Origin of the sequence: Qipengyuania rhodophyticola (genome assembly GCF_042493225.1) — a bacterium.
Taxonomy (GTDB): domain Bacteria; phylum Pseudomonadota; class Alphaproteobacteria; order Sphingomonadales; family Sphingomonadaceae; genus Erythrobacter.
The window spans coordinates 96,204-123,107 of the sequence record NZ_CP170454.1 but is presented as its reverse complement, the minus strand read 5'-3'; the positions used below and the strand labels follow the sequence as shown (position 1 = coordinate 123,107).

39 protein-coding genes, 1 tRNA gene and 1 other RNA gene are annotated in these 26,904 nt (G+C 57.9%); 17 read left to right on the top strand and 24 right to left on the bottom strand.

Annotated elements, in window-relative coordinates; genetic code table 11:
• Positions 1–22: 22 nt before the first annotated feature.
• Positions 23–456: RNase P RNA component class A (rnpB, locus tag ACFCXQ_RS00670), an RNA gene on the top strand.
• Here rnpB and ACFCXQ_RS00665 read toward each other — a convergent pair.
• A complete protein-coding gene (locus tag ACFCXQ_RS00665) occupies positions 456–1,979 on the bottom strand; it encodes an acetyl-CoA acetyltransferase (RefSeq protein WP_379552093.1) in 1,524 nt (507 codons plus the stop codon). The two genes, rnpB and ACFCXQ_RS00665, sit on opposite strands and share 1 nt — an antisense overlap.
• A gap of 87 nt (positions 1,980–2,066) precedes the next feature.
• Here ACFCXQ_RS00665 and ACFCXQ_RS00660 point away from each other — a divergent pair, with 87 nt between their 5' ends.
• From ACFCXQ_RS00660 to virB11, 12 genes are all read left to right on the top strand, one after another.
• Positions 2,067–3,044 (top strand): NAD(P)H-dependent flavin oxidoreductase, encoded by a 978-nt coding sequence (locus tag ACFCXQ_RS00660; protein ID WP_379552091.1) that lies wholly within the window; start codon positions 2,067–2,069, stop codon positions 3,042–3,044.
• A gap of 45 nt (positions 3,045–3,089) precedes the next feature.
• Positions 3,090–4,232 (top strand): acyl-CoA dehydrogenase family protein, encoded by a 1,143-nt coding sequence (locus ACFCXQ_RS00655; protein ID WP_379552089.1) that lies wholly within the window; start codon positions 3,090–3,092, stop codon positions 4,230–4,232.
• A gap of 30 nt (positions 4,233–4,262) precedes the next feature.
• Positions 4,263–5,003: an SDR family NAD(P)-dependent oxidoreductase gene (locus ACFCXQ_RS00650; protein ID WP_379552087.1), complete on the top strand. Its 741-nt coding sequence runs from the start codon at positions 4,263–4,265 to the stop codon at positions 5,001–5,003.
• A gap of 13 nt (positions 5,004–5,016) precedes the next feature.
• The gene (locus ACFCXQ_RS00645) at positions 5,017–6,042 is read left to right on the top strand and encodes an aldo/keto reductase (RefSeq protein ID WP_379552085.1); all 1,026 of its coding nucleotides are present in this window, start codon (positions 5,017–5,019) and stop codon (positions 6,040–6,042) included.
• A 228-nt stretch (positions 6,043–6,270) separates the two neighbouring features.
• Positions 6,271–6,885: a lytic transglycosylase domain-containing protein gene (locus tag ACFCXQ_RS00640; protein WP_379552083.1), complete on the top strand. Its 615-nt coding sequence runs from the start codon at positions 6,271–6,273 to the stop codon at positions 6,883–6,885.
• A 6-nt stretch (positions 6,886–6,891) separates the two neighbouring features.
• Positions 6,892–7,191, top strand: coding sequence for a TrbC/VirB2 family protein (locus ACFCXQ_RS00635; RefSeq protein ID WP_379552081.1), 300 nt, complete (start codon positions 6,892–6,894; stop codon positions 7,189–7,191).
• A 7-nt stretch (positions 7,192–7,198) separates the two neighbouring features.
• On the top strand, positions 7,199–7,483 hold the full coding sequence (locus ACFCXQ_RS00630; protein WP_379552079.1) for a type IV secretion system protein VirB3: 285 nt from the start codon (positions 7,199–7,201) through the stop codon (positions 7,481–7,483).
• Between the two features lie 33 nt (positions 7,484–7,516).
• A complete protein-coding gene (locus ACFCXQ_RS00625; RefSeq protein ID WP_379552076.1) occupies positions 7,517–9,952 on the top strand; it encodes a VirB4 family type IV secretion/conjugal transfer ATPase in 2,436 nt (811 codons plus the stop codon).
• On the top strand, positions 9,949–11,163 hold the full coding sequence (locus ACFCXQ_RS00620; protein WP_379552074.1) for a type IV secretion system protein: 1,215 nt from the start codon (positions 9,949–9,951) through the stop codon (positions 11,161–11,163). The genes ACFCXQ_RS00625 and ACFCXQ_RS00620 overlap by 4 nt, the downstream gene beginning before the upstream one ends.
• Positions 11,160–11,942 (top strand): TrbG/VirB9 family P-type conjugative transfer protein, encoded by a 783-nt coding sequence (locus tag ACFCXQ_RS00615; RefSeq protein WP_379552072.1) that lies wholly within the window; start codon positions 11,160–11,162, stop codon positions 11,940–11,942. Before ACFCXQ_RS00620 ends, ACFCXQ_RS00615 begins: the two co-directional genes overlap by 4 nt.
• An 8-nt stretch (positions 11,943–11,950) precedes the next feature.
• Positions 11,951–13,054: a TrbI/VirB10 family protein gene (locus ACFCXQ_RS00610; RefSeq protein WP_379552070.1), complete on the top strand. Its 1,104-nt coding sequence runs from the start codon at positions 11,951–11,953 to the stop codon at positions 13,052–13,054.
• A 91-nt stretch (positions 13,055–13,145) separates the two neighbouring features.
• A complete protein-coding gene (gene virB11 / locus ACFCXQ_RS00605; RefSeq protein ID WP_379554697.1) occupies positions 13,146–14,132 on the top strand; it encodes a P-type DNA transfer ATPase VirB11 in 987 nt (328 codons plus the stop codon).
• Here the strand turns inward: virB11 and ACFCXQ_RS00600 are convergent.
• Positions 14,129–14,863: a queuosine precursor transporter gene (locus ACFCXQ_RS00600; RefSeq protein ID WP_379552068.1), complete on the bottom strand. Its 735-nt coding sequence runs from the start codon at positions 14,861–14,863 to the stop codon at positions 14,129–14,131. The two genes, virB11 and ACFCXQ_RS00600, sit on opposite strands and share 4 nt — an antisense overlap.
• A 73-nt stretch (positions 14,864–14,936) precedes the next feature.
• Between ACFCXQ_RS00600 and ACFCXQ_RS00595 the strand changes: the two genes are divergently transcribed.
• Positions 14,937–15,013 (top strand) — tRNA-Arg (locus ACFCXQ_RS00595).
• 1 nt (position 15,014) lies between these two features.
• Here ACFCXQ_RS00595 and ACFCXQ_RS00590 read toward each other — a convergent pair.
• The 9 genes from ACFCXQ_RS00590 to leuC all read right to left on the bottom strand — a co-directional run bounded on the left by ACFCXQ_RS00590 (position 15,015) and on the right by leuC (position 20,993).
• Positions 15,015–15,812: an NUDIX hydrolase gene (locus ACFCXQ_RS00590; RefSeq protein ID WP_379552066.1), complete on the bottom strand. Its 798-nt coding sequence runs from the start codon at positions 15,810–15,812 to the stop codon at positions 15,015–15,017.
• A gap of 470 nt (positions 15,813–16,282) precedes the next feature.
• Positions 16,283–16,615: a Grx4 family monothiol glutaredoxin gene (gene grxD, locus ACFCXQ_RS00585; protein ID WP_379552064.1), complete on the bottom strand. Its 333-nt coding sequence runs from the start codon at positions 16,613–16,615 to the stop codon at positions 16,283–16,285.
• A 32-nt stretch (positions 16,616–16,647) separates the two neighbouring features.
• Entirely contained in the window at positions 16,648–16,890 is a 243-nt protein-coding gene (locus ACFCXQ_RS00580) for a BolA/IbaG family iron-sulfur metabolism protein (protein ID WP_379552062.1), read from the bottom strand.
• Positions 16,891–16,902: 12 nt separating this feature from the next.
• On the bottom strand, positions 16,903–17,226 hold the full coding sequence (locus tag ACFCXQ_RS00575) for a DUF1476 domain-containing protein (RefSeq protein WP_379552060.1): 324 nt from the start codon (positions 17,224–17,226) through the stop codon (positions 16,903–16,905).
• Between the two features lie 90 nt (positions 17,227–17,316).
• Positions 17,317–18,315, bottom strand: a complete 999-nt coding sequence (locus tag ACFCXQ_RS00570) for an NADPH:quinone oxidoreductase family protein (RefSeq protein ID WP_379552058.1) — start codon at positions 18,313–18,315, stop codon at positions 17,317–17,319.
• Positions 18,312–18,914 carry a 3-isopropylmalate dehydratase small subunit gene (leuD, locus tag ACFCXQ_RS00565; RefSeq protein ID WP_379552056.1) on the bottom strand — a complete coding sequence of 201 codons (603 nt, stop codon included), beginning with the start codon at positions 18,912–18,914 and terminating at the stop codon, positions 18,312–18,314. Before leuD ends, ACFCXQ_RS00570 begins: the two co-directional genes overlap by 4 nt.
• Before the next feature lie 12 nt (positions 18,915–18,926).
• A complete protein-coding gene (locus ACFCXQ_RS00560) occupies positions 18,927–19,088 on the bottom strand; it encodes an isopropylmalate isomerase (protein WP_379552054.1) in 162 nt (53 codons plus the stop codon).
• A 70-nt stretch (positions 19,089–19,158) separates the two neighbouring features.
• Positions 19,159–19,563: a GFA family protein gene (locus tag ACFCXQ_RS00555; protein ID WP_379552052.1), complete on the bottom strand. Its 405-nt coding sequence runs from the start codon at positions 19,561–19,563 to the stop codon at positions 19,159–19,161.
• Positions 19,560–20,993 (bottom strand): 3-isopropylmalate dehydratase large subunit, encoded by a 1,434-nt coding sequence (leuC, locus tag ACFCXQ_RS00550; protein ID WP_379552051.1) that lies wholly within the window; start codon positions 20,991–20,993, stop codon positions 19,560–19,562. Before leuC ends, ACFCXQ_RS00555 begins: the two co-directional genes overlap by 4 nt.
• 102 nt (positions 20,994–21,095) lie before the next feature.
• Between leuC and ACFCXQ_RS00545 the strand changes: the two genes are divergently transcribed.
• Genes ACFCXQ_RS00545 through ACFCXQ_RS00535 form a run of 3 tightly spaced genes read left to right on the top strand, consistent with a single transcriptional unit; the run spans position 21,096 to position 22,405 of the window.
• On the top strand, positions 21,096–21,497 hold the full coding sequence (locus ACFCXQ_RS00545) for an acyl-CoA thioesterase (protein ID WP_379552050.1): 402 nt from the start codon (positions 21,096–21,098) through the stop codon (positions 21,495–21,497).
• A gap of 18 nt (positions 21,498–21,515) precedes the next feature.
• Positions 21,516–22,034 (top strand): sterol desaturase family protein, encoded by a 519-nt coding sequence (locus ACFCXQ_RS00540; RefSeq protein ID WP_379554695.1) that lies wholly within the window; start codon positions 21,516–21,518, stop codon positions 22,032–22,034.
• Positions 22,035–22,054: 20 nt separating this feature from the next.
• On the top strand, positions 22,055–22,405 hold the full coding sequence (locus ACFCXQ_RS00535) for a hypothetical protein (RefSeq protein ID WP_379552049.1): 351 nt from the start codon (positions 22,055–22,057) through the stop codon (positions 22,403–22,405).
• Here ACFCXQ_RS00535 and ACFCXQ_RS00530 read toward each other — a convergent pair.
• The 13 genes from ACFCXQ_RS00530 to pspB are packed head-to-tail and all read right to left on the bottom strand — an operon-like array spanning position 22,402 to position 26,904.
• Entirely contained in the window at positions 22,402–23,007 is a 606-nt protein-coding gene (locus ACFCXQ_RS00530; protein WP_379552048.1) for a hypothetical protein, read from the bottom strand. The genes ACFCXQ_RS00535 and ACFCXQ_RS00530 overlap by 4 nt on opposite strands.
• Positions 23,004–23,351, bottom strand: a complete 348-nt coding sequence (locus tag ACFCXQ_RS00525; protein WP_379552046.1) for a YbaN family protein — start codon at positions 23,349–23,351, stop codon at positions 23,004–23,006. The genes ACFCXQ_RS00530 and ACFCXQ_RS00525 overlap by 4 nt, the downstream gene beginning before the upstream one ends.
• A 14-nt stretch (positions 23,352–23,365) precedes the next feature.
• A complete protein-coding gene (locus ACFCXQ_RS00520; RefSeq protein WP_379552044.1) occupies positions 23,366–23,785 on the bottom strand; it encodes a SufE family protein in 420 nt (139 codons plus the stop codon).
• 26 nt (positions 23,786–23,811) lie between these two features.
• A complete protein-coding gene (locus ACFCXQ_RS00515) occupies positions 23,812–24,051 on the bottom strand; it encodes a hypothetical protein (RefSeq protein WP_379552042.1) in 240 nt (79 codons plus the stop codon).
• Between the two features lie 46 nt (positions 24,052–24,097).
• Positions 24,098–24,379: a hypothetical protein gene (locus ACFCXQ_RS00510; protein WP_379552040.1), complete on the bottom strand. Its 282-nt coding sequence runs from the start codon at positions 24,377–24,379 to the stop codon at positions 24,098–24,100.
• A complete protein-coding gene (locus ACFCXQ_RS00505; RefSeq protein ID WP_379552038.1) occupies positions 24,376–24,651 on the bottom strand; it encodes a hypothetical protein in 276 nt (91 codons plus the stop codon). The genes ACFCXQ_RS00510 and ACFCXQ_RS00505 overlap by 4 nt, the downstream gene beginning before the upstream one ends.
• Positions 24,651–24,968: a hypothetical protein gene (locus tag ACFCXQ_RS00500; protein ID WP_379554693.1), complete on the bottom strand. Its 318-nt coding sequence runs from the start codon at positions 24,966–24,968 to the stop codon at positions 24,651–24,653. Before ACFCXQ_RS00500 ends, ACFCXQ_RS00505 begins: the two co-directional genes overlap by 1 nt.
• Complete coding sequence (locus ACFCXQ_RS00495) at positions 24,968–25,261, bottom strand: hypothetical protein (protein WP_379552037.1); 294 nt, start codon at positions 25,259–25,261, stop codon at positions 24,968–24,970. The genes ACFCXQ_RS00500 and ACFCXQ_RS00495 overlap by 1 nt, the downstream gene beginning before the upstream one ends.
• Positions 25,261–25,602, bottom strand: a complete 342-nt coding sequence (locus ACFCXQ_RS00490; protein WP_379552035.1) for a hypothetical protein — start codon at positions 25,600–25,602, stop codon at positions 25,261–25,263. The genes ACFCXQ_RS00495 and ACFCXQ_RS00490 overlap by 1 nt, the downstream gene beginning before the upstream one ends.
• On the bottom strand, positions 25,599–25,910 hold the full coding sequence (locus tag ACFCXQ_RS00485; RefSeq protein WP_379552033.1) for a hypothetical protein: 312 nt from the start codon (positions 25,908–25,910) through the stop codon (positions 25,599–25,601). Before ACFCXQ_RS00485 ends, ACFCXQ_RS00490 begins: the two co-directional genes overlap by 4 nt.
• A gap of 30 nt (positions 25,911–25,940) precedes the next feature.
• Positions 25,941–26,198, bottom strand: a complete 258-nt coding sequence (locus ACFCXQ_RS00480) for a hypothetical protein (RefSeq protein WP_379552031.1) — start codon at positions 26,196–26,198, stop codon at positions 25,941–25,943.
• A gap of 26 nt (positions 26,199–26,224) precedes the next feature.
• Positions 26,225–26,602, bottom strand: a complete 378-nt coding sequence (gene pspC / locus ACFCXQ_RS00475) for an envelope stress response membrane protein PspC (protein ID WP_379552029.1) — start codon at positions 26,600–26,602, stop codon at positions 26,225–26,227.
• A complete protein-coding gene (gene pspB / locus ACFCXQ_RS00470; RefSeq protein WP_379552027.1) occupies positions 26,599–26,904 on the bottom strand; it encodes an envelope stress response membrane protein PspB in 306 nt (101 codons plus the stop codon). Before pspB ends, pspC begins: the two co-directional genes overlap by 4 nt.

Here is a 26,904-nt window from a genome sequence, read left to right as displayed (position 1 = left end):
GCCCGTTCTATATGGCGCTCCGCCAGGAGGCTGGGCAGCTGCGGGCAGGGGCAACTCTGCACGAGGAAAGTCCGGGCTCCACGAAACAAGGGTGGCGGGTAACGCCCGCCCGGTGAAGTCTTTGGATGTAAGCCGAGGGAAAGTGCCACAGAGAGTATACCGCCGATGGACCCTAAAGGTCACAGGCAAGGGTGAAAGGGTGCGGTAAAAGCGCACCGGGGCCGCTGGTAACAGGGCCCGCATGGCAAACCCCACCCGGAGCAAGGCTGAATAGGGGCAGCGCGTCAGTTTCGGCTGGCCAATGTGTTTCGCATTGAGCGCAAGCTGCGACTGCCCGGGTTGGCTGCTGGAGCTGCGGAGCAATCCGTAGCCTAGATGAATGGTTGCCCCTGCGGCGCTGGTCGATTGACGATACCGGTTGCAGGACAGAACCCGGCTTACAGGCCTCCTGGCATTTACACTCCTGACCAGAAACCGACCCCGTCCTCATCGCGAGTGATGGTTCCGGAGGCGCCGATTGGGTCAGCGGTTCCGCCCGTCAAAAACGCGAGGGTTTGCTCATCATCAGGCCGCACTATCGCAAGGGTTCTGTCACCATTTGGCGTTGTCGCAACAATTGTGCCCAGCTTGACCGAGCCATCGCGCTTGTAATGCACCGTGTAGGTCTCCAGAGTTGCTGGTCCGGTGTAATCGCGGTCCATTTCTGGCACTGCACCGCGCTTGGCATCGGCCTCCGCTTGATAGTCGAAGTCCTGCGGGAATTGCGCGTCCAGCGGCTCGGCTGAAATGAGGATAGTGTGATTATGTGTGGCGTAGCCGCCATTTGCGAAGAGCAGGCCTTTGCCGCCACTTTCCCGTAAGGCGTCAACCATGCTGGCAACCGCGTGGCTCATATAATTGCCGATTGGCCCGCCGCCGAAGGTTAGCCCGCCGAACACGCTCATCGGCCTATCAAGCGGCCAATCCAGCACGCGGCGCGCCATTTTGGGAACGCAGGGGAAGCAGGAATAGAGCTCGACATGCGCCAGATCAGTGGTGGTCACCGTGTTCAATTCCATCGCCTTGCTGATTGAGGTTTCCAGACTGGCCGAGCCGTCGAACCGGGCCCGCGTCATGAAATTATTGTCTTCATGCGCAGCTGCGCCATAGCCAACATAAATGAGCTTGCCCTCTGGAACGCCGCGCCGCCGCGCCTCGGCGAGGCTGGTGACCAGAAAACCTGCGCCCTGATTGACGCTCGAATTGGCGACTTGCAATTTGGTGTAGGGGAAAGCGATGGGCCTGTTCTGGCCAGAGGTGGTGACGACGTCTACCGGCGAAACAGCCTCGCGCATCCAAGCGTTTTCATTTGCCGCAGCAGTCTGAGAGAAGCCAGACCAAATTGCGCCGCTTTCCGCCTGCGCTTCAGCAAGCGTTTGCCCATATTTATGGCGAAGGGCGTTCTCATAGAGAGGATAAACATCGACTGGCACGGTCAAGCCATGGCTTTGCACATAGCCCTTGCGCACCCTGTGTGATGCATCGCGCAGTGCGTTGGGCTTCGTTTGCTGGCCGCCACCTTGCTCCTTATTTACCGCTTGCCGAGCCGCTGCCAACTTGGCCGCAGTCCGCAAAGCCTCCGCGCCCACAACCGCGCAGACCTTCGCTTCGCCAGCGCCAATGCGGTTCGCGGCTTCATTGAGCAATCGGATCGGGCTGTCGCCATTAGGCATCGCGGTCTGCTCGCGGTGCGCGGGGGCAATGCCGAGCGTTTCGGCAAGTTTGCCATCAACAGGGTTGAGATGTGGCCAGGCAAGCTGGCTCACGACGGCGAGGCTGTCGCAAACCTCCAACCAGCCGCCACCCGCATCCTCATCGGCGCGGCGCAAGGCGGCGGCCATCAGCGCGGTCGGATCAAGCCCATTTGCTGGATCATCGGGCCGATCATTGATTTGGCCGACCCCGACAATGACCGGAATTCGTTCTTCGCTATTCGACATTGCCTGTTTTGCTCCCTTGCACCTTGGCATCGTCACAGATACCCGTTGCAAAACGCAACACAAGATTCTGTTTGGGAGAGAACGCATATGAAAACCGCCATCACCGAAATGTTCGGCATCCAGCACCCCATCATTCAGGGCGGCATGCACTATGTTGGCTTTGCCGAAATGGCGGCGGCGGTTTCTAATGCGGGCGGGCTGGGCATTATCACTGGTCTGACGCAGGGCACGCCGGAGAAGCTCGCCAATGAAATCGCGCGCTGTAAGGATATGACGGACAAGCCCTTTGGCGTGAACATTACCCTGCTGCCAACGCTGACGCCGCCTGACTATCCGGGGCTGATTGCGGAGATCGTAAAGGCGGGTGTGCCCGTGGTTGAGACCGCGGGTCGCAACCCCAGCCAGCTGCTTGGCCCTCTTCAGGACGCAGGGATTAAGGTCATCCACAAATGCACCAGCGTGCGCCACTCGCTAAAGGCGCAAGATATTGGCTGCGATGCGGTGTCGGTCGATGGCTTTGAATGCGGCGGCCACCCTGGCGAAGACGATATTCCGAACATGATTCTGCTCCCGCGTGCGGCCGATGAGCTGGACATTCCCTTCGTGTCATCGGGCGGTATGGCCGATGGGCGCAGTCTCGTCGCCAGCCTCGCCATGGGCGCAGAGGGCATGAATATGGGCACGCGCTTTATCGCCACCAAAGAAGCCCCAGTGCATGACAATGTGAAAGCAGCGATTGTTGCGGCGAGTGAGCTGGACACGCGGCTTGTCATGCGGCCACTGCGCAATACCGAACGTGTGCTGACCAATGATGCGGTTGAGCGACTGCTAGTGAAGGAGAAAGAGCTCGGTGATGATCTGAAGTTTGAAGACATCATTGAAGAGGTAGCGGGCGTTTACCCGTCGATCATGATGGAAGGCGACATGGACAAGGGCGCGTGGAGCTGCGGCATGGTGGCCGGCCTCATCAATGATGTGCCGACATGTCAGGAGCTGATCGACCGGATCATGGGCGAGGCAGAAATGCTGATTAACGACCGACTGGCGCGTTTTCAGGCCGCTTAGCGCCGCGCCAACACTCTAACAATATGATATCCTAAGGATCGCTCAATGCTCGATACTGCTGGACGTTTTGCTTACAATGAAGACCATGAGATGTTCCGCGACAGCGTGCGCAAGGTCTTTGCCGAACATATGGAGCCGAACCTCGACAAGCATGAGGAAGAGGGCATCGTCCCGCGAGAAGCGTGGAAGGCGCTGGGTGAGGCGGGAATGCTGTGCCCCACCGTCAGCGAAGAAAATGGCGGCCTAGGGCTCGATTTTGGGTTTAACTGCGTGCTTGCAGAGGAGCTTTCCTACATGGGGAGCTCGGCTGGCTTCACTCTTCAGAATGACATCACCGTCAATTATTTTGAGCGGCTCGGCAGCGACGAGCAGAAAGCCAAATATCTGCCGGGCATGATCAGCGGCGATATTATCACCGCCATTGCGATGACAGAGCCGGGCACTGGCAGCGATCTTCAGGGCATCAAAACCGCTGCAATCGAAGATGGCAATCACCTCGTCATCAATGGTTCTAAGACTTACATCACTAACGGGCAAAATGCCGATGTGGTGATTGTTGTCGCAAAGACTGACCCCTCGGCAGGGGCGAAAGGCACATCGCTGGTGCTGGTTGATGCTGGGACACCGGGTTTTGAACGGGGGCGCAATCTCGACAAGATCGGACAACATGCGGCTGATACGTCGGAGCTATTTTTCCAAGACGTTCGCGTGCCCAAAACCAATATTCTTGGCAGTGAAGGGCGAGGGTTTGTCCATCTGATGGAGGAGCTGCCGCAAGAGCGGCTGAGCATCGCCGTTGGCGCGCAGGCCGGGGCGCAGCGCGCGTTTGATGAGGCGGTGAAATTCACCAAGGATCGCAAAGCGTTCGGTAGCACGGTCTTTGAGTTCCAGAACACCAAATTCACACTCGCGGACCTTCAGGCCAAGCTGCAAGTTGGCTGGGCTCACCTCGATTGGGCGATTCTGCGCCATCTCGCAGGCAAGCTGACCACGGATGAGGCGAGCTCTGCCAAACTGTGGCACACTGAAATGCAGTGGGAGATGGTCGATGCTTGCCTCCAGCTACATGGCGGGGCGGGCTATATGAATGAATATCCGATTGCTCGGCTTTGGCGCGATGCGCGTGTGCAGCGGATTTATGGCGGCACTAGCGAGATCATGAAAGAAGTTATCAGCCGGTCTATTTAGTTAGCTGGTCCATCTAAGGAGCAATCGCGCATGACTGACCCGCTTGATTTCACTGACAGGACCGTTGTCGTAGTGGGCGGAACGTCCGGCATTGGCAATGGCATTGCCCGCGGGTTTCTGGCGCGCGGGGCAAGCGTTCATGTGACGGGCACACGGGCATCTGCCACAGAGTATTCAGCCGATGAGGGTAGCGACCTCGAGGGGCTGACGTTCCACTCGCTTGATGTATCCAAGCGCGGCGCGGTCGATGCTTTGCCGGATGTGATTGGCGAGCCCGATGTGCTGGTACTCAGCCAGGGCATTGTCCGATATGGTGGTCAAGAATTCACGCAGGACGGCTGGGACGATGTCATTGAGGTCAATCTCAATTCCGTGATGGACTGCGCCCGCGCTTTCCATTCTGGCTTAGCTGATCGCGGTGGGAGCGCAATCATCGTCAGCTCCGTCGCAGCGTTCAAATCCGCCATGGGCAACCCCGCCTATGCCGCGAGTAAGGCAGGCGCGGCGAGCCTCGTCAAATCACTCGGCGAGGCGTGGGCGCGCGACGGCGTTAGGGTCAATGGCATTGCGCCGGGCCTTGTCCCGACGAAGCTCACAACAGTCACAACCGAGAATGACAAACGCCGCGAGGCAAGCCTTCGCTCCATCCCGCTTCGCCGTCTCGGCACGCCCGACGAGATGGCAGGCGCAGCTTTGTTCCTCGCATCGCCGCTTGCAAGCTATGTTATAGGACAGACCATCACGGTGGACGGCGGGCTGACCCTTTCCTGATCGGAGAAATGCCATGAAATTCGCAAAGTTGGGCAAATCAGGCCTTACGGTATCGCGGCTATGCCTCGGCTGCATGACCTATGGCGACAAGACCAAGGGCTGGCATGGTGATTGGCTGCTGGGCGAAGAGGAAAGTCGTCCGTTTTTCCGCCACGCGTTGGAGGCTGGGATCAATTTCTTCGACACGGCCAATGCTTATGCGGGAGGGACATCGGAAGAAATCACCGGCAAGCTGCTCAAGGAGATGGCGCGCCGCGATGAGATTGTGGTCGCGACCAAGGCCTATATCCCGTGGCGCCAGTCGCCCAATTGCGGGGGCAATTCGCGCAAAAGCCTGATGCAGGCGATTGACGACAGCCTAACGCGGCTCGGCATGGATTACGTCGACCTGTTTCAGATCCACCGGTGGGATGACAGCACGCCAATCGAGGAAACGATGGAGGCGCTACACGATATCGTGAAGGCGGGCAAAGCGCGCTATATCGGCGCATCTTCGATGTTCGCATGGCAATTTGCGAAGGCTCAGGAGGCTGCACGCGCCAATCGCTGGACACCGTTTATTTCAATGCAAAACCAGCTCAACCTCATTTACCGCGAGGAAGAGCGCGAAATGCTGCCTTTATGCGAGGATGAAGGGATTGGCGTCATCCCGTGGAGCCCGCTTGCGCGCGGGCGGCTGGCGCGGCCAAGCGGCGGGGAAACTGTGCGCAGCAAGACAGATGGCTTTGGCAATTCCATTTATAATGATGACGACGCAGTGGATCATGCGATCATTGGCGCGCTTCAAGATATTGCCGAGGCGCGCGGCGTGAAGATGGCGAGCGCTGGGCTTGCTTGGCATTTCACCAAGCCATCGGTAACAGCGCCGATCATTGGCGCGACCAAGCCGCATCATATTGATGATGCTGTCGACGCGCTCGATATTGAGCTGACGGCAGAGGAATTGACCGCGCTTGAAGGCCCATATCGGCCCAAATTACCTACGGCTATGGGTATGCCATTGCCGCCGATGGACAAGGTCTCAATCATCGGAAAGTAGCGTCGGTATGATTTGCGCCGCTTCTTTGGCCATTTCGCACAAATGCCTGTATTGTCATCCGCATGTCAAAAACCTCGCCGAATAGCGGGCCAAATACGAGGTTAAACTGCCATCGACCCGTCGTTTTATACGAGCGGCGGGCCGCTTCCGCTCTTGCTATGGTTAATATGAGGTTGTTAACCACTCTGTCTTAAGGAGGGATTGGCCAGCTTTGATGGAGGGTGTGGAATGATTCTAGCAAAGAGAGTGAAGCGAGCTACGTTCGCCTTGCTGCCCCTTGCTGCATTCTGCGCTGCGACCTCGGCTCAGGCGGATGTTATCCAGATTGACGATGATGGCGCCCGCTGGGTGGCTGGGGGCGTCGTTGCTTCTAAGCCTGCAATCATCGAAGAAGCCAATGGCCTAATCGTATCGGATCGCATTGTTGCAAACCCTTTGGTCACTGCGCAAGGCGTGCCAGAGGAATACCGCGCGAAAGTCACTGAACTCTCCGCCCGTTTTGATCTCAGCCCTTCTCTTATCGAGGCCCTCGTGTGGCAGGAAAGCCGCTGGCGTCCCAATGCCGTATCGCATGCAGGGGCACGCGGTCTTGCTCAGCTTATGCCGGGCACTGCGCGCGATCTGGGTGTGAACCCGGATGATCCCTTTGCCAATCTTGAAGGCGGCGCGCGCTATTTGCGTCAGCAGCTCGACCGGTTCGATGGCAATCTAGAAAAAGCACTCGCAGCTTACAATGCCGGGCCTGGCCGCGTGATCCGCGCTGGCGGCATTCCGCGCATTCGCGAGACACAACTCTATGTCGCGGCTATCATGGGCCGCCTATCAGACCACTCTCGGGAGTAACCCAAGTTGAAGCGTACACTTTCCCTTTCTGCACTCACTGCATTTTTGATGATGCCGACCGCCGCGTTGGCGCAGGTCGCTGATCCGCAAGGTTCCGGCCCGATTGTTGCTGCTGTTGGCTGGCTTCAAGGAACGCTGCTTGGCAATGTTGCCACTGCTGTTGCGGTTATGGCGGTGGCCGCCGTTGGCTTCATGATGCTGACTGGACGGCTCAACTGGCGCTTTGGCGCGACCGTGATTATCGGCACATTTATCCTGTTTGGCGCGGCATCCATCGTCGCCGGCATTCAAGGCGTGGCAGGGTAAACCGGCCATGACGCAGCTCATCCGCCAGCCTGTTCACCGCGCACTGACCCGCCCGCAAATGTTCGCGGGCGTGACGTATAATTTCTTTATCATCAATGCGCTGCTGACGACTGAGCTCTTTCTGGTAACGGGCAGCTTTTGGGCTTTGCCCGCGGCGCTTGTCATTCATGTGATTGGCTATTTTGCGTGTCTGCGCGAGCCGCGCATTTTTGATCTCTGGATCACTAAGGTTTCCAAGTGCCCAAGGGTCAAGAACTACAACAAATGGGGTTGCAATTCCTATGCAGCCTGATCGCCTATCAGCCCCTGAAGGAGGGCAGATGATATGAGCAAATGGAACGGCCATGCTGCCTGGAGCGCGAAAGAAGCGCGCGCTGGCGACCGCTTGCCTTATCTCCGCATGCTGGATCAGCATACTCTGCTGATGCGCGACGGCAGTGTCATGACCGCGTTGCAAGTGCCCGGCCTCCTGTTCGAGACCGAGGATAGCGATGCGCTCAATGCGCATGCCGCGACCCGCGAAGTTATGCTGCGTTCCACACTGGATGCGCGCTTCGTCATGTTCCACCACGTCATCCGCCGCCGGGTGGAAGTGGAGCTAGACGCAGAATTTCCCGATCCGCTCAGCCGCCATATTGATGCGCGCTGGAAGGAACGGCTGGGTTCTGGCTCGCTCTTCATCAATGACCAATTTATCACGCTTATCCGCCGCCCGGCGCGCGGCAAAGCGGGCTGGGCAGAGCGCATCAGCAAAGCCTGGAGCCGCAAGGGTCAGGAAGTGACTGACGCGGACCCTAAGGATGTGCGCTCGCTGAAAGCCGCCGCGACGGGTCTGGTCGCCGCATTGCAGCCGTATGGCGCGCAATTGCTCGGCGATTATGAAAGCCCGCAGGGCCACACCAATAGCGAAGTTCTTGAGCTGCTTTCTGCGCTGTATAATGGCGAGATGCGCCCTGTGCGCAAGCCAGCCGATGACACCGATATTGGCCATATGCTGCCCTATCGCCGGGTGAGCTTCGGCCTCGATGCGATGGAGCAACGCGGCGCTGGCCAGCCCGACTTTGCCTCGATCATGGGGCTTAAGGATTATCCCGAGGCGACCAGTCCCGGCTTGCTCGATGGCTTGCTGCGACTTCCATATGAGATGATTGTCAGCGAGAGCTATGCGCCCGCTGAACGCCAGACTGCGCGCGAGCGCATGGACCTCGCAATCCGCCGGCTGAAATCAGCTGATGAAGAAGCGATGGCAGAGCGGGCAGATATGCTCGCGGCCCGCGATGCACTGGGCAATGGCGGGGTCAGCTTTGGCGATCATCACCTTACCGTGATGGTCCGCGAGCAAGATTTGACGCGGCTCGATGATGCGACAGCTGCCTGTGCTGCGGCATTAGCGGATACTGGCGCGATTGCAGTGCGCGAAGACACCAATCTGGAGCCTGCTTTTTGGGGCCAATTCCCCGGCAATGAGAGCTATCTGGTGCGCCGCGCGATGATCTCGACCGCGAATATGGCGAGCTTTGGGTCTTTCCATGGTTTTGCGCTTGGCAAGGCTGAGGGCAATCACTGGGGCGATGCTGTCACGCTGCTGGAGACGACCAGCGCGACGCCGTTCTTCTTCAATTTCCACAATGGCGATCTGGGTAATTTCTCGGTTATCGGGCCTTCTGGGTCGGGTAAGACCGTTGTGATGAACTTCCTCGCCGCTCAGGCTCAGAAAGTTTCGCCGCGCACTGTCCTGTTCGACAAAGATCGCGGTGCAGAGCTGTTCATTCGCGGCATTGGCGGGCGCTATGATGCTATCCGCTCCGGCGAGCCGACCGGTTTTAATCCCATGGCGCTGCAAGACAGCCCAGCAAACCGTGCTTTCCTGCGAGAATGGCTTGGCGCTTTGCTGAAAGCGGACGGACCGGAGGAAGAAGCAACTATCGCGCAGGCTGTGGATGCGGCCTACGCGAACGACTCTTCGCTGCGCCGTCTGCGTCACTTCAAAGAACTGCTGTCGGGTTCACGCCGCCCCATGCCGGGCGATCTGGCGGATCGCCTTTCCGCATGGATCGGTGAGGGCGAGCATGGCTGGCTCTTCGACAATGAGGTCGACCGGCTCGATATGGATGCGCGCGTTCTCGGTTTTGACATGACCGCATTGCTCGAAAATCCGCGCCTGCGCACGCCAACCATGATGTATTTGTTCCACCGCATTGATGAGCGGCTGGACGGCAAGCCGACCATGATCCTGATTGATGAGGGGTGGAAAGCGCTTGATGATGAGGTCTTCGCCGCGCGTATTCGCGATTGGCTGAAAACCTTGCGGAAACGCAATGCGCTGGTCGGGTTTGCCACACAGAGCGCAGGTGATGCGCTGGAAAGCCGCATTTCGACCGCTTTGGTTGAACAGACCGCGACGATGATCTTTATGCCGAACAGCCGGGCCAGACCGGAGGACTATTGCGATGGCTTTGGTCTAACTCAACACGAACTGGCGCTGATCCGCACGCTGCCCGCCCATTCGCGTTGCTTCCTCGTGCGTCAGCCCGATGCGAGCGTCGTTGTGCGGCTTGATCTGTCGGGCGCGCCTGAAGTTTTGACTGTGTTGTCTGGCCGTGAAAGCGCCGTGCGCAAGCTTGATGCACTGCGCGAAACCGTGGGTGATGCACCGGCGGATTGGTATCCCCAGCTGACCGGCGCTGCCTGGCCGGGGGGTGCGCATGCAGAAGACGCCGCTGATGCCCCGGCTGATGCGTTGAAAATGGCTGCTGAATGACCGCAGTCGCGCCGCCATCTACTCTGGCCCAATGCCAGCAAGCCGCCGAGCAAGTGGGCACCGGCGTGGCCGCTGCGCTGCGTGCGGTTGATTGCGCGGCGAGCGACGTAACAGCGACTGCCTTCGGGCGCTTGTTCGCGCCAGGTGGTCAGCTTGCTTATGTGCTGACAGCGATCCTTACGCTGTATGTCGCTTTCTTCGCCATACTTTTGCTGACGGGCCGGACCAGCCTAGGTGTTCGTTCTCTTATCCCCCGCATGATTACCGTCGGCCTCGTGCTGACCTTCGCGACGAGCTGGGTCGCGTATCAAAGCGTCGTTTGGAACCTCGCGATTGGCGCGCCTGATTGGCTCGCGACTCAGCTGACCGGCGATGATGGCTCCGCGACAGAAACCTTCGCCCAGAAGATCGACATTGTGTTCATCGCTATTCAAGAGGCCAGCGGTCCGCAGCGTGACTTTGGTGCATTTTCGCCCGAGGGGCTGATGTGGCTCGGCGCGCTCCTCTTTATGCTCGGCACCGTTGGTTTGCTGGTCACGGCTAAGGTCGCGCTCGCACTGCTCGTGGCGCTCGGCCCGCTGTTTGTGGTCATGGCGCTGTTCAATGGCACGCGCGGCATGTTTGCAGGCTGGCTCAAGGGCGTGGTGATGCTCGCTCTTGCGCCAATGTTTGCCGTTTTGGGCGGCGGGCTGATGCTTGAACTGGCGGTGCCCATTCTGGCCAATCTGGTGGCGATGCCGGGTCAAGTTGACCCGCAATCCGCGATGGCCTTCTTCATGATCGGCGCAGTGCACGTGGCGCTGATGATTCTAGTGCTCAAAGTCGCCACGACCATGGTCAGCGGCTGGACTGTATTTGGTCTTGTGGCGGCAGATGAGAGCCCGCGCGATCAGCCAGCCATTGCTCCCCAAGCAGCAGCTCCTGTTGCGGCCACCGTTGCTCAGGCTCAGCAAGCGACCGCCGCGGCGCAGGCCGCCCGCCGGATTGATGTGAGCGCGCAGCCGGTGGCCGCCGCTGCCAACGATGCGGGCGCAGGCACCGGCGTCGCTGCAACCAGCGGCAGCCGTACAACCCAAGTCTTCGCAACCTCGAATGGTGGCACTCAAGTTCAGCCGATTAGCGATCGGCCCTCACGCGCAAGCGGCATCGGCAGCCGGTTTAAAACCGCCAATGCACCTGCCTCTGCGCGTTCAACGGAGAAAGTAAAATGACCCGAGCAGCCTTTTCTGCTCTCGCTCTTGCGCCAGCCATACTGCTGGCCGCGACACCGATCGCTGCGCAAGATTCGCGCCTGGTTGAGATCCCGTATGATCCGGCCCGCGTGATCCTGGTCGAGGGCCGCGTGAAGGTGCAGGCGACGATCCGCTTTGAAGATAGCGAGCGCATTGAGAATGTCGCGATTGGCGATTCCCAAGCCTGGCAAGTCACACCGAATAAGCAGGCCAATCTGCTTTTTGTGAAGCCGCTGAAAACGCGTGCGGCGACCAATATGACGGTCGTGACCAGCAAGCGCACTTACTTGTTTGATCTGGTCGCCAGCCCAAGTGCAAAGCCGGTCTATGTGATCAATTTCAGCTATCCTGATGAGCCACTGGAACCGATGTTTGCCGATGCGCGCACAGATACCGAAAAGGAAGCCGCAAACGATCCGCGCGCTGTATTGGACCCTGCTGCGCTCAATTTCGCTTGGGCAACCGACGGCGAAAAGGACTTGTTGCCAGCGCGCGTATTTGACGATGGCGAGGCAACATTCATGACTTGGCCCGCAGGTGAACCGATCCCAGCGATTTTGGTAACTGACGCTGAGGGCGTTGAGGGACCGGTTAATTTCGTGGTGCGCGGCGACACAATTGTTGTCGAAGGCGTCCCGCGCCAGATCATTTTGCGATCTGGCAAAGAGAGCGCAGCGCTGATCAACAACGGCCCCGTCCGCGCGCGCGCAGTTGAGAGCGGTGATGGCTCTCTCGCAGCAGCAGAGGTGCAGCAATGAAGCTAGCAATGAGACTTCCGAGCAAGGGCGATGAAAATGTCGCTAATGATGCAGATCCGCGTGACAACACGGAAGCTGAGGTCATCGACCTCGCGCAGCGCAACGCCTATCCTGCGGTTACGCAGAAACGCGGTAAAGCCGATGGGCTTGGCATGGTCGCTGGTATCGCGCTGGTGGCTGGCCTTGGTCTTGTGACGCTGTGGGGCATGAATTCTGCGCGCATGGCTCCTGCCGAAGGCGCAAATCAGAGAACAGATCTACCGGCCGCAGTTCCCGCGGCGCAACCAACGCTGCAAAACCAACCGCAAGCGGTCAATGCGCCTGCGCCGCAACTGGTGGATCCTGCGCCTGCGCCGGTCTTGGCCAATGCGCCGCAAGTCAATGCTGGGCCGAGCACAAATCCGTATTCGAGCCCTACCGTCGTGTTTGACGCTGGTGCAGCGGCCGCGACCGCTACGCCGGGGACGCCGCCAGTTGTTGCCGCGACCGCAGCGAGCACGGGTAACTCATCCAATGATTTTGCCAGCCGCGTTGGCGGTGTGGGCGGCGCGGCAGCGACTGCGCAACCCATGAGTAATCCGGGCACCACCGTGACCCAAGGCACACTAATCCCGGCCATTTTGGAAACGGCGATTGATACGAACGTGCCCGGCTTTGTTCGCGCCGTGGTCAGCCAAGACGTGCGCAGTTTTGACGGCACGCGCGTGCTTGTTCCGCGTTCAAGCCGCTTGATTGGGCAATATCAGTCGGGTCTCCAAGGTGGGCAGCGCCGTGCTTATGTGATTTGGCAACGCCTGATCCGTCCGGACGGCGCCTCGGTCAATCTCGCCTCGCCCGCGATCAGCTTTGACGGAACGACCGGGCTTGAGGGCGAGGTCAAGTCTAACTTCTTCAAACGCTTTGGCTCGGCCATGTTGCTTTCTGTTGTGGGCGGCCTTGGCGCGCTTGCATCGGGCGGCGCGTCTGCTGTTCTTATCGGCGGAGCGGGACAATCTGCCGCCGCCACCGCAGCGCAGCAGGATGGCCAGATCGGCCCAACTGTGCGCGTGCGTCAAGGCGAGCCAATCCGCATTTTCACTGCACGTGATCTTGATTTCTCGCAGGTCAATTAAGGGTTAGCTGGCCGCCATGACTGCAGAAATTCATCCGCTCCAGCCAGACGGCTCTGGCAATGGCAATGACGCTGGCGATCTGCTCGCCGATATGAACGATATGCCTGCAATGATTGATGGCGAACGCAGCGTCTATCTTGATGCGTATCTTGCGCCGTTTCGCGAGTGGCTTGACCGCGACACAGTCACTGAAATTATCGTCAATCGGCCCGGCGAAGTTTGGGTTGAGGACGCGCAAGCGGGCGGCATGCAGAAAATCCTGCGCCCTGAAATTGATGACCGGCTGGTCCAACGTCTGGCCGAACAAGTCGCGCGGGTATCGCACCAAGGCATCAACCGCGAACACCCACTGCTAGGCGCAACTTTGCCGGGCGGGGCACGCGTCCAATTCTGCGGACCACCGGCGGCGCGCAAGCATTGGGCGATGGCTATTCGCCGCCACCGCCGGCTTGATCTGCCGCTTGATGCCTATGACGCAGGGCCGCTGGTGAAGCCGCAGCGCGGCGTCATGCCTGATGCTCAAGAACAACCGATCGCTTTCCTGCGAGAGGCGATTGCCCAGCGGCGCACGATCTTGGTTTCGGGCGGTACCAGCACGGGTAAGACAACATTTCTCAACGCTATGCTCGGCGAAATCCCATCGCAGGAGCGCGTTGTTCTGGTGGAAGACACGCCAGAGCTGAAACTGCCAGGCGAAAACGGTGTTGGCCTGGTCGCGGTGAAGGGCGAGCTTGGTGAGGCGAAAGTGACCGCCAATGAGCTGCTTCAGGCGGCCTTGCGACTGCGCCCTGACCGAATTGTGCTGGGCGAGCTGCGCGGGGCAGAAAGCGTATCCTTCCTGCGGGCGATCAATACCGGGCATCCAGGCAGTTTCTCGACCATTCACGCCAATTCGCTCACCGGCGCGCTTGAGCAGCTCTCACTCATGGTGATGCAAACCGGCATTGGCCTGACCCGCAAGGACACGATTGCCTATGCGGCGAGCGTGATTGACGTTCTGGTTCAGCTCGGCCGAGATGGCGAGGGCAAGCGCGGCATTACGCAAATCGCGCAAAGCTCTGAGCTGATCGAGGACTAGCCTGCGCTTTTGGCGAAGGGCGAGAACTTCGTGTCCGTATCATAAAGGTCGAGACCCTCGCGTTTCTTGAGAGCGCCGATCACTACGTATGTCACAGGGGTGAGCACAGCCTCCCACACGGTTTTAATGATCCACTGCGAGATGACCACTTGCACCAGCGTCTCTGGTGGCCAGCCAGCGATGCCCCAAAACGCTAGCGGATAGAAAATCATGCTGTCGAGGCCCTGGCCCACTACCGTCGACCCAATCGTGCGCATCCAGAGATGCTTACCCTTGGTCCAGACCTTCATTTTCGCGAGCACGTAGGAATTGGCGAATTCTCCGACCCAGAATGCAGTCATTGAGGCTAGGACAATACGCCAGCTATTGCCGAAGACATTCTCGTAATCGCTTTGGAACGGCCAGCCCTCCGCAGGGGGCAACGACACCACAACCCACGCCATAAACGCCATGAACAGGAGTGCAGCAAATCCGGTCCAGATCACCCGGCGTGCCTTGGCATAGCCATATACCTCGGTCAGGACGTCGCCGATGATGTAGCTGATGGGAAAAAACAACACGCCAGCGCCGAAGATCCAGGTCTCGCCCCCGGGTAACGGGATATAGCTCGGCTTGCTCGCTCCAATCAGGTTTGACAGCAGCAAGATCGCAACAAAGCTCGCCATGACCAGATCGTAATATTTGAACTGGGGCTGGGATGATCCGGCTTCCGCGTTTGGAGAATTTTCCATGGGAGAGGCGCTACTATTGAATTTGCGCTTTGGCAAAGCCGCGCTATTGGCGCTGTGTCGTTTGATACGGCGCGCGCCCGTAGCTCATCTGGATAGAGCGCGAGACTTCTAATCTTGAGGCAGCAGGTTCGAGTCCTGCCGGGCGCGCCAATTATCCTCGCATCACAGTATCAAGGAATTCCGCGGTAATCGGATATCCTGCATCTTCCATGATGCGCAGCATGGGCTGATCGCCGCTTTCATCAATCTGAGGGATGATGGTCTTTACCGGGATTGCTTCGGCCTGCGCGCGGGCTTCTTCAAAGCTGTTAAACAGCGCCAGCCTCTCAAGATTGCGGCGGGTAGGGAAAATCAACTTAATCTCTCCCTCCTCTGCCATCTTGAGCGCCCCTTGCGCTGTGACCCAAAACAGCCGCGTAGTCTCGCTATTGTCGGCTGAAATCGTGACGTCGCCAGTGCCCATATCGGCGAGGTAGAAGCGCGTATCATAAACGCGCGAGATGTTTTCATTCTTGGGAAACCAGCGCGCAAATGGAATGATCGCATCGAGATTGAGTTGCCAGCCGAACGTATCGAGTATTGGGGCGAGCGTGTTGTCCTTGTCCAGCATCTCTCGGCCTGCCTTGGCAGTTTGCTCGGTAATCGCGCCTGTCATACCCAAGGCGAGGCCGGCCTCTTCCAAAGTCTCACGGATTGCTGCGATCCTGTGTGCAGCCTCGTCCACGGGCATGGCGAGTTCCCGCTTGGCAGTCCACTCTTCGGCCAATTCAAAATCGGCATCATCAACGCGCCCGCCAGGGAAGACTGCCATTCCGCCTGCAAAGGCCATGGTCCGCGAGCGGATTTGCATTAGAATTTCCGGAGGGGCATCATTTTCGCCGTTGCGGAAAATCACCACCGTCGCTGCGGGTATCCCAAGAGGCGGTTCAGCTTGTGTCGCAGATGTCATGTAAGCGTTATTGGCGCGCCTGCGGGCAATAGACAAGCACCGTGCCAATTGCAGCGCGCATCTGCGGAGTATTTTGTCGGTATTTTTTACAAAATGGGCATGTCGCAAAACTTCGTTAACCATCGAGGTCCGCAGATATCCGTGATCTCGCGTAATTGGCACGGCAAATGCATAGAGGTAGTCAGTTATCAGGTCTTCTATGAGAGGCGAGACCACACAGTCTCCCGGTGTCGCCTCCCCGGACTTTCTTGGACCCTTTCCCGAGGTCCAAACACAGAAAAGGCCCATCCGAAGTTGCCCCCTCGGATGGGCCTTTAATGTATCTGGCATCTTTTGTTTGGCTTCAAGCGCCAGCGGCTGCCTCCGCAGCCTTGGCTATCCTCGCTTACGCGATCAAAGATCGCATCGCTGCGGGCGGCCAGTCGGCCTTGCGACCCTTACGGGCCGATACCATCGATCAAATGCGGCGATTAGCTCTCGGCTTTGGCAACCTGCTTCTCAGTCATCATTTGCTGCAATTCGCCCGCCTCAAACATTTCCATCATAATGTCGCTGCCGCCGACAAACTCGCCTTTGACGTAAAGCTGAGGGATGGTTGGCCAGTCGGAAAATTCCTTAATGCCCTGACGCACTTCCATGTCTTGCAGTACGTCAACGCCTTCATAGGCGACGCCGCAATGTTCGAGGATGGACACGGCGCGGCTGGAAAACCCGCATTGCGGGAAAAGCGGCGTGCCTTTCATGAAGAGGACAACATCGCTGTCGCCGACGATAGATGAAATGCGTGTGTTCACATCAGACATGGGGTTTGATCCCTTTTTTCACTTAAACTGGTTTACCCATCCGATGTGGGGGCTTGCGTGGTCAGTTGCAAGGCGTGGAGTTCCCCGCCCATGCGCCCGCCCAATGCCTCATAGACGAGCTTGTGCTGTTGCACCCGGCTCTTGCCCGCAAATTGCGGCGCGATGACTTTCGCGGCCCAATGATCATTGTCACCGGCCAGATCAGTCATCTCAACGCTTGCACCGGGCAAAGCCTCAGTGATCATGCGCTCTATGTCTGCGCCGTTCATGGGCATGGTCAGTACGCCTCAGCTATCGCTCATTAACTGGCGCTTGGCCTCGACAGTCATCTCATCTAGCTTGGTGCGTATATCAGCCTCGCTCACATCGCATTCCGCAGCGGTCAGATCACCCAGCAACTTGCGAATGACATCTTCATCGCCCGCTTCTTCAAAATCAGCTTGCACCACGGCCTTCTTGTAAGCGTCGGTTTCTTCTTCAGTGAGGCCCATAAGGCCAGCGGCCCACTCACCCAGCAGCCGGTTGCGCCGCGCCGCGAGTTTGAAAGCGGTTTCTTCATCCATTGCGAATTTGGCTTCTTCGGCGCGTTCGCGGTCTTTGAAATCGGTCATAATGTCCTCACAGGATTAGCTATTGTGTGCAAATAGGCTGCTCAGATGCGCGCGACAATGGTCTTACGCCGTAAAATCAATCCCCAGGCTCTAATCCATCGTCACAACTAGCTTGCCCACGGCCTGCCGATTGGCGAGCTTGGCGATCGCGTCACCGCCGCGTTCAAGCGGGAATGTCTCCGAAATCAGCGGATCGATCTTGCCGGCTTTCAGCAGATCAAACAATTCGGCGATCTGTGCGCGGAACTTAACCGGCTCACGCATGGTGAACGCGCCCCAAAACACGCCGCAAATATCGCAGCTTTTGAGCAATGTCAGATTGAGCGGCATCTTGGCGATCCCTGCTGGGAAGCCGACGACAAGAAACTTACCTTCCCACGCGATAGAGCGAAGCGCAGGCTCAGAATACTGGCCGCCGACGATATCATAAACGATGTTTGCGCCTTCCGGCCCGCATGCCGCTTTGAACGCGCTCGCGAGTTCCTTGGAGGCTGCCTTATCCATCTCGTCCTTAGGATAGATGACGACCTCATCCGCGCCTGCATCGCGCGCCGCTTGCCCTTTTTCTTCAGACGAAACCGCCGCGACAACGCGCGCGCCATAAGCTTTGCAAAGCTCGACTGCGGAAAGGCCCACGCCGCCCGCAGCGCCCAGGATTAGCGCGGTATCGCCTTCCTTGATATGGCCGCGATCCTTAAGGCCGTGAATGTTCGTGCCATAGGTCATCAGGATGGAAGCCGCCTTGTCGAAAGCCACACCATCGGGAATGGGGAACATGCGGTCAGCAGGCACTATCACCTTCTCGCTGAGCCCGCCGTGCCCGATGCCGGCGAGCACTTTGTCGCCCACCGCAAAGCCTTCAACGCCTTCGCCAACCGCCTCGATCACCCCCGCAATATCGCCGCCCGGCGCATAGGGGCGCTCCGGCTTAAACTGGTACATGTCGCGGATCATCAGCGTATCAGGGAAGTTGATTGAGCAGGCCTTCACGTCGACCAGCACTTGCCCCTTGCCCGGTGTCGGCACGTCAATTTCGTCAAGTGTCAGTGTTTCGGGTCCACCAACCTCGTGGGTGCGTAAGGCTTTCATGCGGCATTCTCCCTGTTTGGCGTGAGCCAGCGCGCTGTTTTTGCGCGTGTTTTTTCATAGTTATTGATGGCATCGCCGCTCGCCATGGTCAGACCAACTTCGTCAATGCCGCCGAGCAAACAGCTTTTACGGAATGGGTCAATTTCAAAAGGGAAACGATCCTGAAATGGGGTGGTGACCATCTGGCTTTCAAGATCGACGCTCACCGGGTGATCCTGTGCCACCTCCATCAGGCGGTCGATCTGTTCCTGCGGCAGAGCCACTGTCAAAATGCCGTTCTTGAAAGCATTGCCCGCGAAGATATCGGAGAAGCTGGGCGCGATGACCACGCGCAAACCCATATCGAGCAGCGCCCATGCGGCGTGCTCTCGGCTGGAGCCGCAGCCGAAATTGTCGCCTGCAATGAGTATCTCAGCGCCGGCAAACTTCGGATCGTCAAAAATGTTGTCCGGGTCTTGCCGAATGCTCTCAAACGCCCCTTTGCCCAGCCCCTCGCGCGTGATCGTCTTGAGCCATTCGGCCGAAATAATCACATCTGTGTCGATGTTCTTTGCGCCAAATGGGATCGCCGTCGCTTCAACTTGATCGAGTGCTTGCATTAAGGGAAGGCCTTAGTCGGTTTCCGGATTTTCGCCCGAGGGGACGACCGGTGGTTTTGGTTTCTCGTCGTCTTTTTTCTTACGCTTGCCAGCATAAAGCAGAGCGGCGGCAACAGCAGCAGAGCCAATCGCGGCGGCACCAAGGGCGGCTTTTCCTGAAAGTTTCTTTGTCATGCCAGTTCAATGGGACGCATTGCGTCGCTTCGCAAGAGGGGGTGGGCTATCACACGTTCAAGAGGTGCGATCAAAGGAATACGTCCTGTCCCAATTTACCGATCGCACGGCGATGCTCTGCTTCGCCTCCGCCAAACCAATTGCGTCCGTCCAGCGTGCGCGCCTCTACACCTGCAAGCATAGCTGGCTCAAAAATACGCATATTGACGCCCATCCGGTCACCGGGATGATGCTCAGTCAGGGTCCAATGCGTCGTGGTCCCGCAGGTGGCGCAGAAATGTGCTTGGACCGCAGGGGCTTCATAATCGGCCCGGCGGTAAGAGCTTGTGCTACCAGACACGGTCGCTTCATCTGATGCGAAATAGCCCCAAGCTCCACCAAGTTTGAGGCATAGCGAACAGTCGCACAAGTTGATGAAGTCTGGCTTTCGTTCAATCTCGACGGAGACAGCACCGCAATGGCACGCGCCCTTCATCGGGCGAGCTCTCTCACATCGGTGAGCTTGCCTGTCACTGCAGCGGCGGCGGCCATTGCCGGGCTGACCAGATGCGTGCGTGCGCCAGGGCCTTGGCGACCGACGAAATTACGGTTGGAGGTTGAGGCGCATCGCTCGCCCGGCGGAACCTTATCGGGGTTCATACCCAGGCACGCAGAGCAGCCCGGCTCGCGCCATTCAAATCCGGCGTCGGCGAAGATTTTGTCGATGCCCTCTTCCTCCGCCTGCATTTTGACGAGGCCAGATCCCGGCACAACGATGGCCCAGCGCACATTGTCTGCCTTTTTGCGCCCGCGCAGCACCTCTGCGGCTGCGCGTAAGTCCTCGATCCGGCTGTTCGTGCAGCTGCCGATGAAGATGTTCTCGACCGTAATATCCTGAAGACGCTGACCCGCCGTGAGCCCCATATAATCAAGGCTTTTGCGGGCTGCAGCTTGTTTGGATTGATCGGCAAAGCTCGCAGGGTCCGGTACGCTCGCACCGATTGGCAGAACATCTTCCGGGCTGGTGCCCCAAGTGACTGATGGTTCAATGTCGCTGGCATCAATCACGATGGAGGTGTCGAAGTCGGCGCCCTCATCGCTGTGGAGCGTCTTCCAATAAGCCAGCGCTTCGTCCCATGCTTCGCCTTTGGGCGCGTAAGGCCTGCCTTTGAGGTAGCGGAAAACTGTCTCGTCCGGTGCGATGAGGCCAGCGCGTGCGCCCGCCTCAATGCTCATATTGCTGACGGTCAAGCGGCCTTCCACGCTCATCTGCTCGAACACTTCGCCCCGATATTCGATGACATGGCCGGTGCCGCCAGCTGCGCCCAATTTGCCAATGATATGCAGGATCAAGTCCTTCGGCGTGATGCCGGGGCCAAGTGCGCCATCAACGCGCACTTCCATGCTTTTCGACTGGCGCAGGAGCAGCGTCTGCGTCGCGAGCACATGTTCCACTTCGCTCGTGCCAATGCCAAAGGCGAGAGCTCCGATACCGCCATGCGCGGCCGTGTGGCTGTCGCCGCAGACAATCGTGGTGCCAGGAAGAGAGAAGCCCTGTTCTGGGCCAACCACATGGACAATGCCTTGCTCTGCGGCGGTCGCATCAATGTAGGGAATACCAAAGGCGGGTGCATTCGCTTCCAACGCCGCCAATTGCGCCGCGCTTTGCGGATCAGCAATAGGCACGCGGTTGCCATCTGCGTCCAGCCGCGGCGTGGTCGGCAAATTATGGTCCGGTACTGCCAGCGTCAGATCGGGACGGCGTACCGGCCGCCCGGCAAGCCGCAATGCCTCAAACGCCTGCGGGCTGGTCACCTCATGCACGAGGTGGCGGTCAATATAGATCAGGCAGGTCCCATCATCGCGGCGTTCCACCACGTGATCGTCCCAGATCTTCTGATATAGTGTGCGGGGTCTGCTAGCCATGACCTGCATCTTTGCGACTTTACGGCAACAGGCGCAATATTATGGGCGAAAAGCAATTGCGGGGTCATGGAAATGAAAGCTTTCTATGCCTAACTAACACTCATGTCAGCAAAGCCATTCGCCTTTCCGATCACGGTCCTTCCCGAAGATATTGATTTCATGGGACACGTGAACAATGCGCGCTATCTTAATTGGGTGCAGGATGCTGTGCTGGCGCATTGGAACAAGCTGGCACCGGCGGAAGAAGTGGCCAGCAAGGCTTGGGTCGCGCTGAAACACGAGATTACCTACCGCAAGCCTGCGTTTCTCGATGATGACGTGATCGCGCAAACTGCTTTGGAGCATTTCAAGGGTGCGCGGGCGTTCTACACGACGGTCATTCGGCGCGGCGAAGAGGTGCTGGCCGAGGTTCAATCAAGCTGGTGCTGCATTGATGCAGAAACGCTGCGGCCCGCCCGGATCAGCGAACATATGCGCGAGTTCTTTTTTCCTGAAGACGAATAGACTATAGCGGCTGCCATGATGGATTTTATCATCGCCGGTCTGATTGTGATCGCCACTGTGGCCGCGATGGAATGGGTCGCGTGGGCTAGCCATAAATACATCATGCATGGCTTCGGTTGGGCCTGGCACCGTGACCATCATGAGCCGCATGACAACATGCTAGAGAAGAATGATCTTTACGCAATCGTCGGCGCCGCAATGAGCATATCCATGTTTATATGGGGCAGCCCAATGATGATGGGCGCGTCGGCGTGGTGGCCAGCGACTTGGATTGGCCTCGGCATTCTCTTCTACGGTATCATATATACGCTGGTGCATGATGGGCTGGTCCATCAACGCTACTTCCGCTGGGTGCCCAAAAGTGGTTATGCAAAACGCTTGGTACAGGCTCACAAGCTGCACCACGCCACTGTTGGCAAAGAGGGCGGGGTAAGCTTCGGCTTTGTTTTGGCGGGTGACCCGGCGAAGTTAAAAGCCGAGCTAAAGCGTCAACGCGAGGACGGTGTCGCTAAAATTCGAGAAAGTGCTCAAATCTGAAGCGGGAGCTTGGTGCGAAAATGACTGAAAGTCCGGACATCAACGGCACGTGGGAAGGCAGCTTTGAATATTCCTCATCACTTGATGTCGGTGAGTTTCCCTTCAAGGCTCGGCTCAAGAATAGCGACGGTACTATCAGCGGGATCATACTGGAGGATCATGTGAGCGGATCCGGGCAAGTGAAATCCACCGTTGAGGGTCAGTGCAATGGCAGGGAAATGCGCTTTACCAAGCAATATCTTGACTCCTCGGAAGAGTATAAAACACTCGTTCAATATGAAGGCGAGATCAGCGCTAGTGGCGACGTGATATCTGGCAAGTGGATATTGCCGCATGACAGCGGCACGTTCAGCATGGCTAAGGTAGTTTAGCCCCTTTGGGCCTCGCGCGCAGATACTAGCGCCGAAACTCCGATAATCGCGATGCCTGCCATTTCCTGAATTGATCCGAGGTTGAAAGCCTGCCAGCCGCTGCCAAGCAAATCGTCAATGTGGTGAAAGCTGGCAGCGCGCACGACAATAAATGCACCGATCGATGCAAAGCCGAGCATGGCCCAGCGAATGGGATTGGGCATGCGGCGAGTCCACCAGATCAGGAGGGCTGTCGCCGCGACTGCCACAACGGCGAGCGCTATAACAAAGACATATTGCACCTGTCGGCGCCCTTCATACCACCCATTTACCTGAGCATGCGCCTTTGCGAGGCCGGTCAGAAGTGCTTGTAAATCAAGTAGTTCATTGATCCCGAGCGCGATGAGAGCAGCAGCGCTGACTTGCCAGAAGTATTGCTCGATGCGGGCGGCGTCTGTGCGAACATGAGTCGAGGCACGCCAGCTAAGCCAGGCGGCAAGCCCGTAAGCGGCGACCGTTATCCAATCCGCCGCATCTGCATCCGCTATGGCTTTGTGCCAATATTCCCACGGTGAAAGCCCCATCAGCGGCGCGATATCATCATTTGCGACGCGTGGCATCATTCGTTTCGCGTGGCGATCCAGGTTCCACAAATGCATAGAATGGCGAGCGAGAGATAGACCCATGGAACGCCAAGAGTGAACCACGTGAAAACCGCGCCTGCGCTCATCGCACCCACCGCCATCACTTTGGCGCGGCGCGGAATTGCGCGGCGTTCACGCCACTCTCGCACTTGCGGCCCCCAATGTGGGTGGTCGAGAATTTTTTGCTCCAAAGCGGGGTTGCTACGAGCAAAACAGAACACCGCCAGTAGAAGAAACGGAACGGTGGGCATAATCGGCAAAAACGCGCCAATCGCCCCCAATGCGACCGAAATTATCCCGCCTGCGAGAAAAAGCGGGCGCATGTCAGCTCACATTCTCACGCGCTGGCTGTGTCAGCGGCGATCCGGGCGGCGTGTTCATGCACAAGTGCTATCATATTGGGCACGCCTTGCGTCCGGTTGGATGAGAGCTGGTTCGACAAATTAAATGGAGCGAGCGCGCCCGCGATATCAAGCGCGGCAACTTCGCGCGCGGGCCGGTCTTGCACAGCGGCAATGACTAGCGCGACAATTCCCTTGGTGATCGCGGCGTTGCTATCTGCCAGAAAATGGAGCTTGCCTGAGTTTTCAGTTGGATAAACCCAAACAGATGCGGAGCACCCGCGCACCAAAGTCGCATCGGTTTTTAAGGGGTCCGGCATGGGGTCGAGATCACGCCCCAGCTCGATCAAAAGGCGATACCGCTCATCGCCTTCAAGGAATTCGTATTCTTCTGCTATGTCTGAGAGAGTTCGCATGGTGAGCGCCATGTAAGCACTCTGCGTTACAAATCCACCCCGCTGGCAATCGCCTCGAGCTTCTTGATGCGTTCTTTAAGATCTGAAAGCTCAATCCGCGCTGCGCCCATTGACGAGCCGCCACTTTGCTCAGGCTTCTCGAGATGAGAGGCCAGCTCGCGCTCTTTTAGTGCAAGCCATCCCTGCCATCCGCGCAATACTGCGGCGACAGTAACCATCAGGCCGATTAAGGCGGTTGCTGCTATTACAGTGGTTGGTTCTAACATTGGCTCATGCCCTCGCTCATCTTTGGCACTAAACTTTGGCGCTAATTCAGTCTTGTTTATCGCGCAGAGCATCAATCTCCGCAGCGATCCGTTTGGTTTCTTGCGCGTCGATGGAATTGTTATCGGTCGCAATGCGTTCCAGCACTTTGATCCGCTCGCGCAACTCCTCAACCTCGCGCTTGGCTGCTTCGTCTTCTTTCGGTGGAGCGAAAACGGGGTTGCCATCCTCGTCACGCGTAATCCCCATCTCCTTGTCATGCCGACGGGTATACAGTTGTACGAGGCCCCAAATGGCGACCACTATTACCGCCGCGGTCCAGAAACTCACTTTGCTTTCTCCCCTTGGATTGATGTGCCCCGCAGAGTATCAATTTCATCAGCCAGATCGATGCTGCGATCTGTCGCAATACGTTCCAGCACGCGGACGCGGTCTTCCAATGTCCCGGCCTGGCTATTGTCCGGGCTTCCCGTACTCTGGTCGGTCGCCGATTTATGCTGCCGCCTGCGTAGCGCCAGCCAGCATCCCGCTGCGCCGACAACCACCGCAATCGCGCCAATCTGCAGGGCATCAATCACAAGTTGCGTGTCGGGGCCAAACATCAGTTGACGTCCTTTTCTTTCTGATCGAGGCGCAATTGTTCAATCTCGCTCGTCAGGTGATAGCCGCTGTCCGTGACAATCCGCTCAACATTGCCGAGGCGGTCCTTCATCGAGCCAAGCTCAGCGCGCAGTTCAGCGTTTTCCTGCGTGAGCAATTTTACGCGTTCGCCCGACGGATCCGCTTTGGGATGGATTGCCTTGCCCCAGCTGTTTTCTAGCGGGTAGCCGTTCTTCATGCGCAGCCAGTTGTTCAGTACCCAGCCGACTGTGATGAAGCCGACGCTTACGATTATGGCGGTTTCACTAAAGGGGAACATCACATTTTCTCCGTGTCGCCGGCGGCCGCAGGCTTGCCGCGCAGCGCCTCAATTTCTTGTTCGAGTGAATAGCTGCGATCAGTCACAATCCGCTCCAATACTCTGACGCGCTCTTCCAACCGCAATTTCTCGTCATGGAGAAGTCGTTCGCCGGAAGTCTCCAGACCGCTGTCTGCTTGAGAATGTCCCGTGGATTGGACCCGCGATTTTCGCGAACGGACCAGATGGAACGCTAGTCCGGCGACCGCAGCAATTGGTGCAAAGATCAGCATAAATTCGAGTAAATCACCCATCACGCATGGTCCTTCTTGCTGACGTTAAGCGGTACGCCGCTGTCGCGAGTTGGCTTATCACGTAGCGCCTCGATTTCTTCGGCAACGCTATAGCCGCGGTCAGTGACGATCTTTTCCAGCACGATCATGCGGTCCTGCATGCTGTCGAGCTTGTCGTGCAGCTCGCGGTTTTCGGCGCGCAGCTGCTTATTCTCGCCCGTGTCAGGGCGTTCGGATTTACCGCCCCACTCATCCTCCAGGGCGTAGCCGTTTTTGGCACGGATCCAGTTATTGATGAGCCACGCGCCGTAGCTGACCATTATGATGGCTAGGACAAATGAAGGGCTACCCCAATCCATCATGCTTTCTCCTGATTGGCGATGTTAAGCGGTACACCCGTACCGGCTTGCTCGTGCTCTCTGGTGTCGCGCAGCGCCTCGATCTGAGTTGCAACGTCATAGCCTTTGTCGGTCACGATCCGCTCGAGTACTCTGACGCGATCTTCGAGGCCCTGAACCTTGCTGGCATACTGCGCGGCTTTTTCAGCGGTGTGCGCGGCGGTTGTTTCGACCTGCATTGAGGCGATTTTTTCTTTGTGCTTGGCCCAGATCGCGACGATCGGGATCGACACGCCGATGATCGGGATCATCAGAGCGAGATAGCCTTCCATGTGTACAGTCCTCCCTGAAGTGTGTTGGTCTTAGCGCAGGCGTTCAATTTCGTCGGCGGTTCGGCGAGCCGGGTCGGTGGCAATGGTTTCGAGCGCGGCTAACCTGTCGTTTAGGCTTCGTACGGTTTCTTGTAACTCTGCCTTGTCCTCAATCAGCTGTGCTTCATTGTCGCTGCGCCCGTACTTAAGCTCCGCCATTTCCCTGCGGTGGCTGAAAAAGCTGTCCAGCATGCCCCAAATCGACGGGCCGCCGAAAAGTACGATCAATAAAACAACCCACCACTCCATCGTGCAGTCTCCTCAGTCAGTGTCCGTTAGCGCAGGCGTTCAATTTCAGCGTTGAGGCGCGGGTTGCTGGTGACATAGAAAGTTTCCACTTCGGCAAGACGGCGATCCACATCCTTCATGCGAGAGCGGATTTCGCGGGCGCTGCGCTTCGGGTTCTGCCGTACGCGCTGCCAATACTTTTCCTCATCCGCTTCCTTGTATAGGTGAGGCGGCTTCTTGTTGAGCAGTATCCCGGCGATGAAATAGAGCGGGATGGTCATGCCGCTTACAGCGAAAGTCAGGAATATCAGGCCCAGGCGCACCCACAGGGTTTCGACGCCCGTGTAATCAGCTATCCCTGAACAAACGCCCATTAGCTTGGCATTTTGCTTGTCGCGGTAAAGCGTAGTGCGGGGGGAATTCACTGCTTTTCTCCTTTAGTCTCGGCGAGGAGGTTCTCAAGCTCGCGCAATTGCTGATTATCGACTTGCTTGTCGTGGATCAGGCGGGCGGGTTTGTAATCTGGGTTATCGCTAGCCACGAGGCGTTCGACCGTGTCCATCCGCTCATCCAGACGCTTTGCGAGATTATAGAGCTCTTCGAGCAAAACCTCGTCATCCGTGGTGATGGTGGCGGCGGTTTTCCACTTGGTCATGTAGTGAAGGATGATCCACGGCAGACCGATGAAAAGCATCGCAACAACAAATACTGGTACAAAATCATCCAT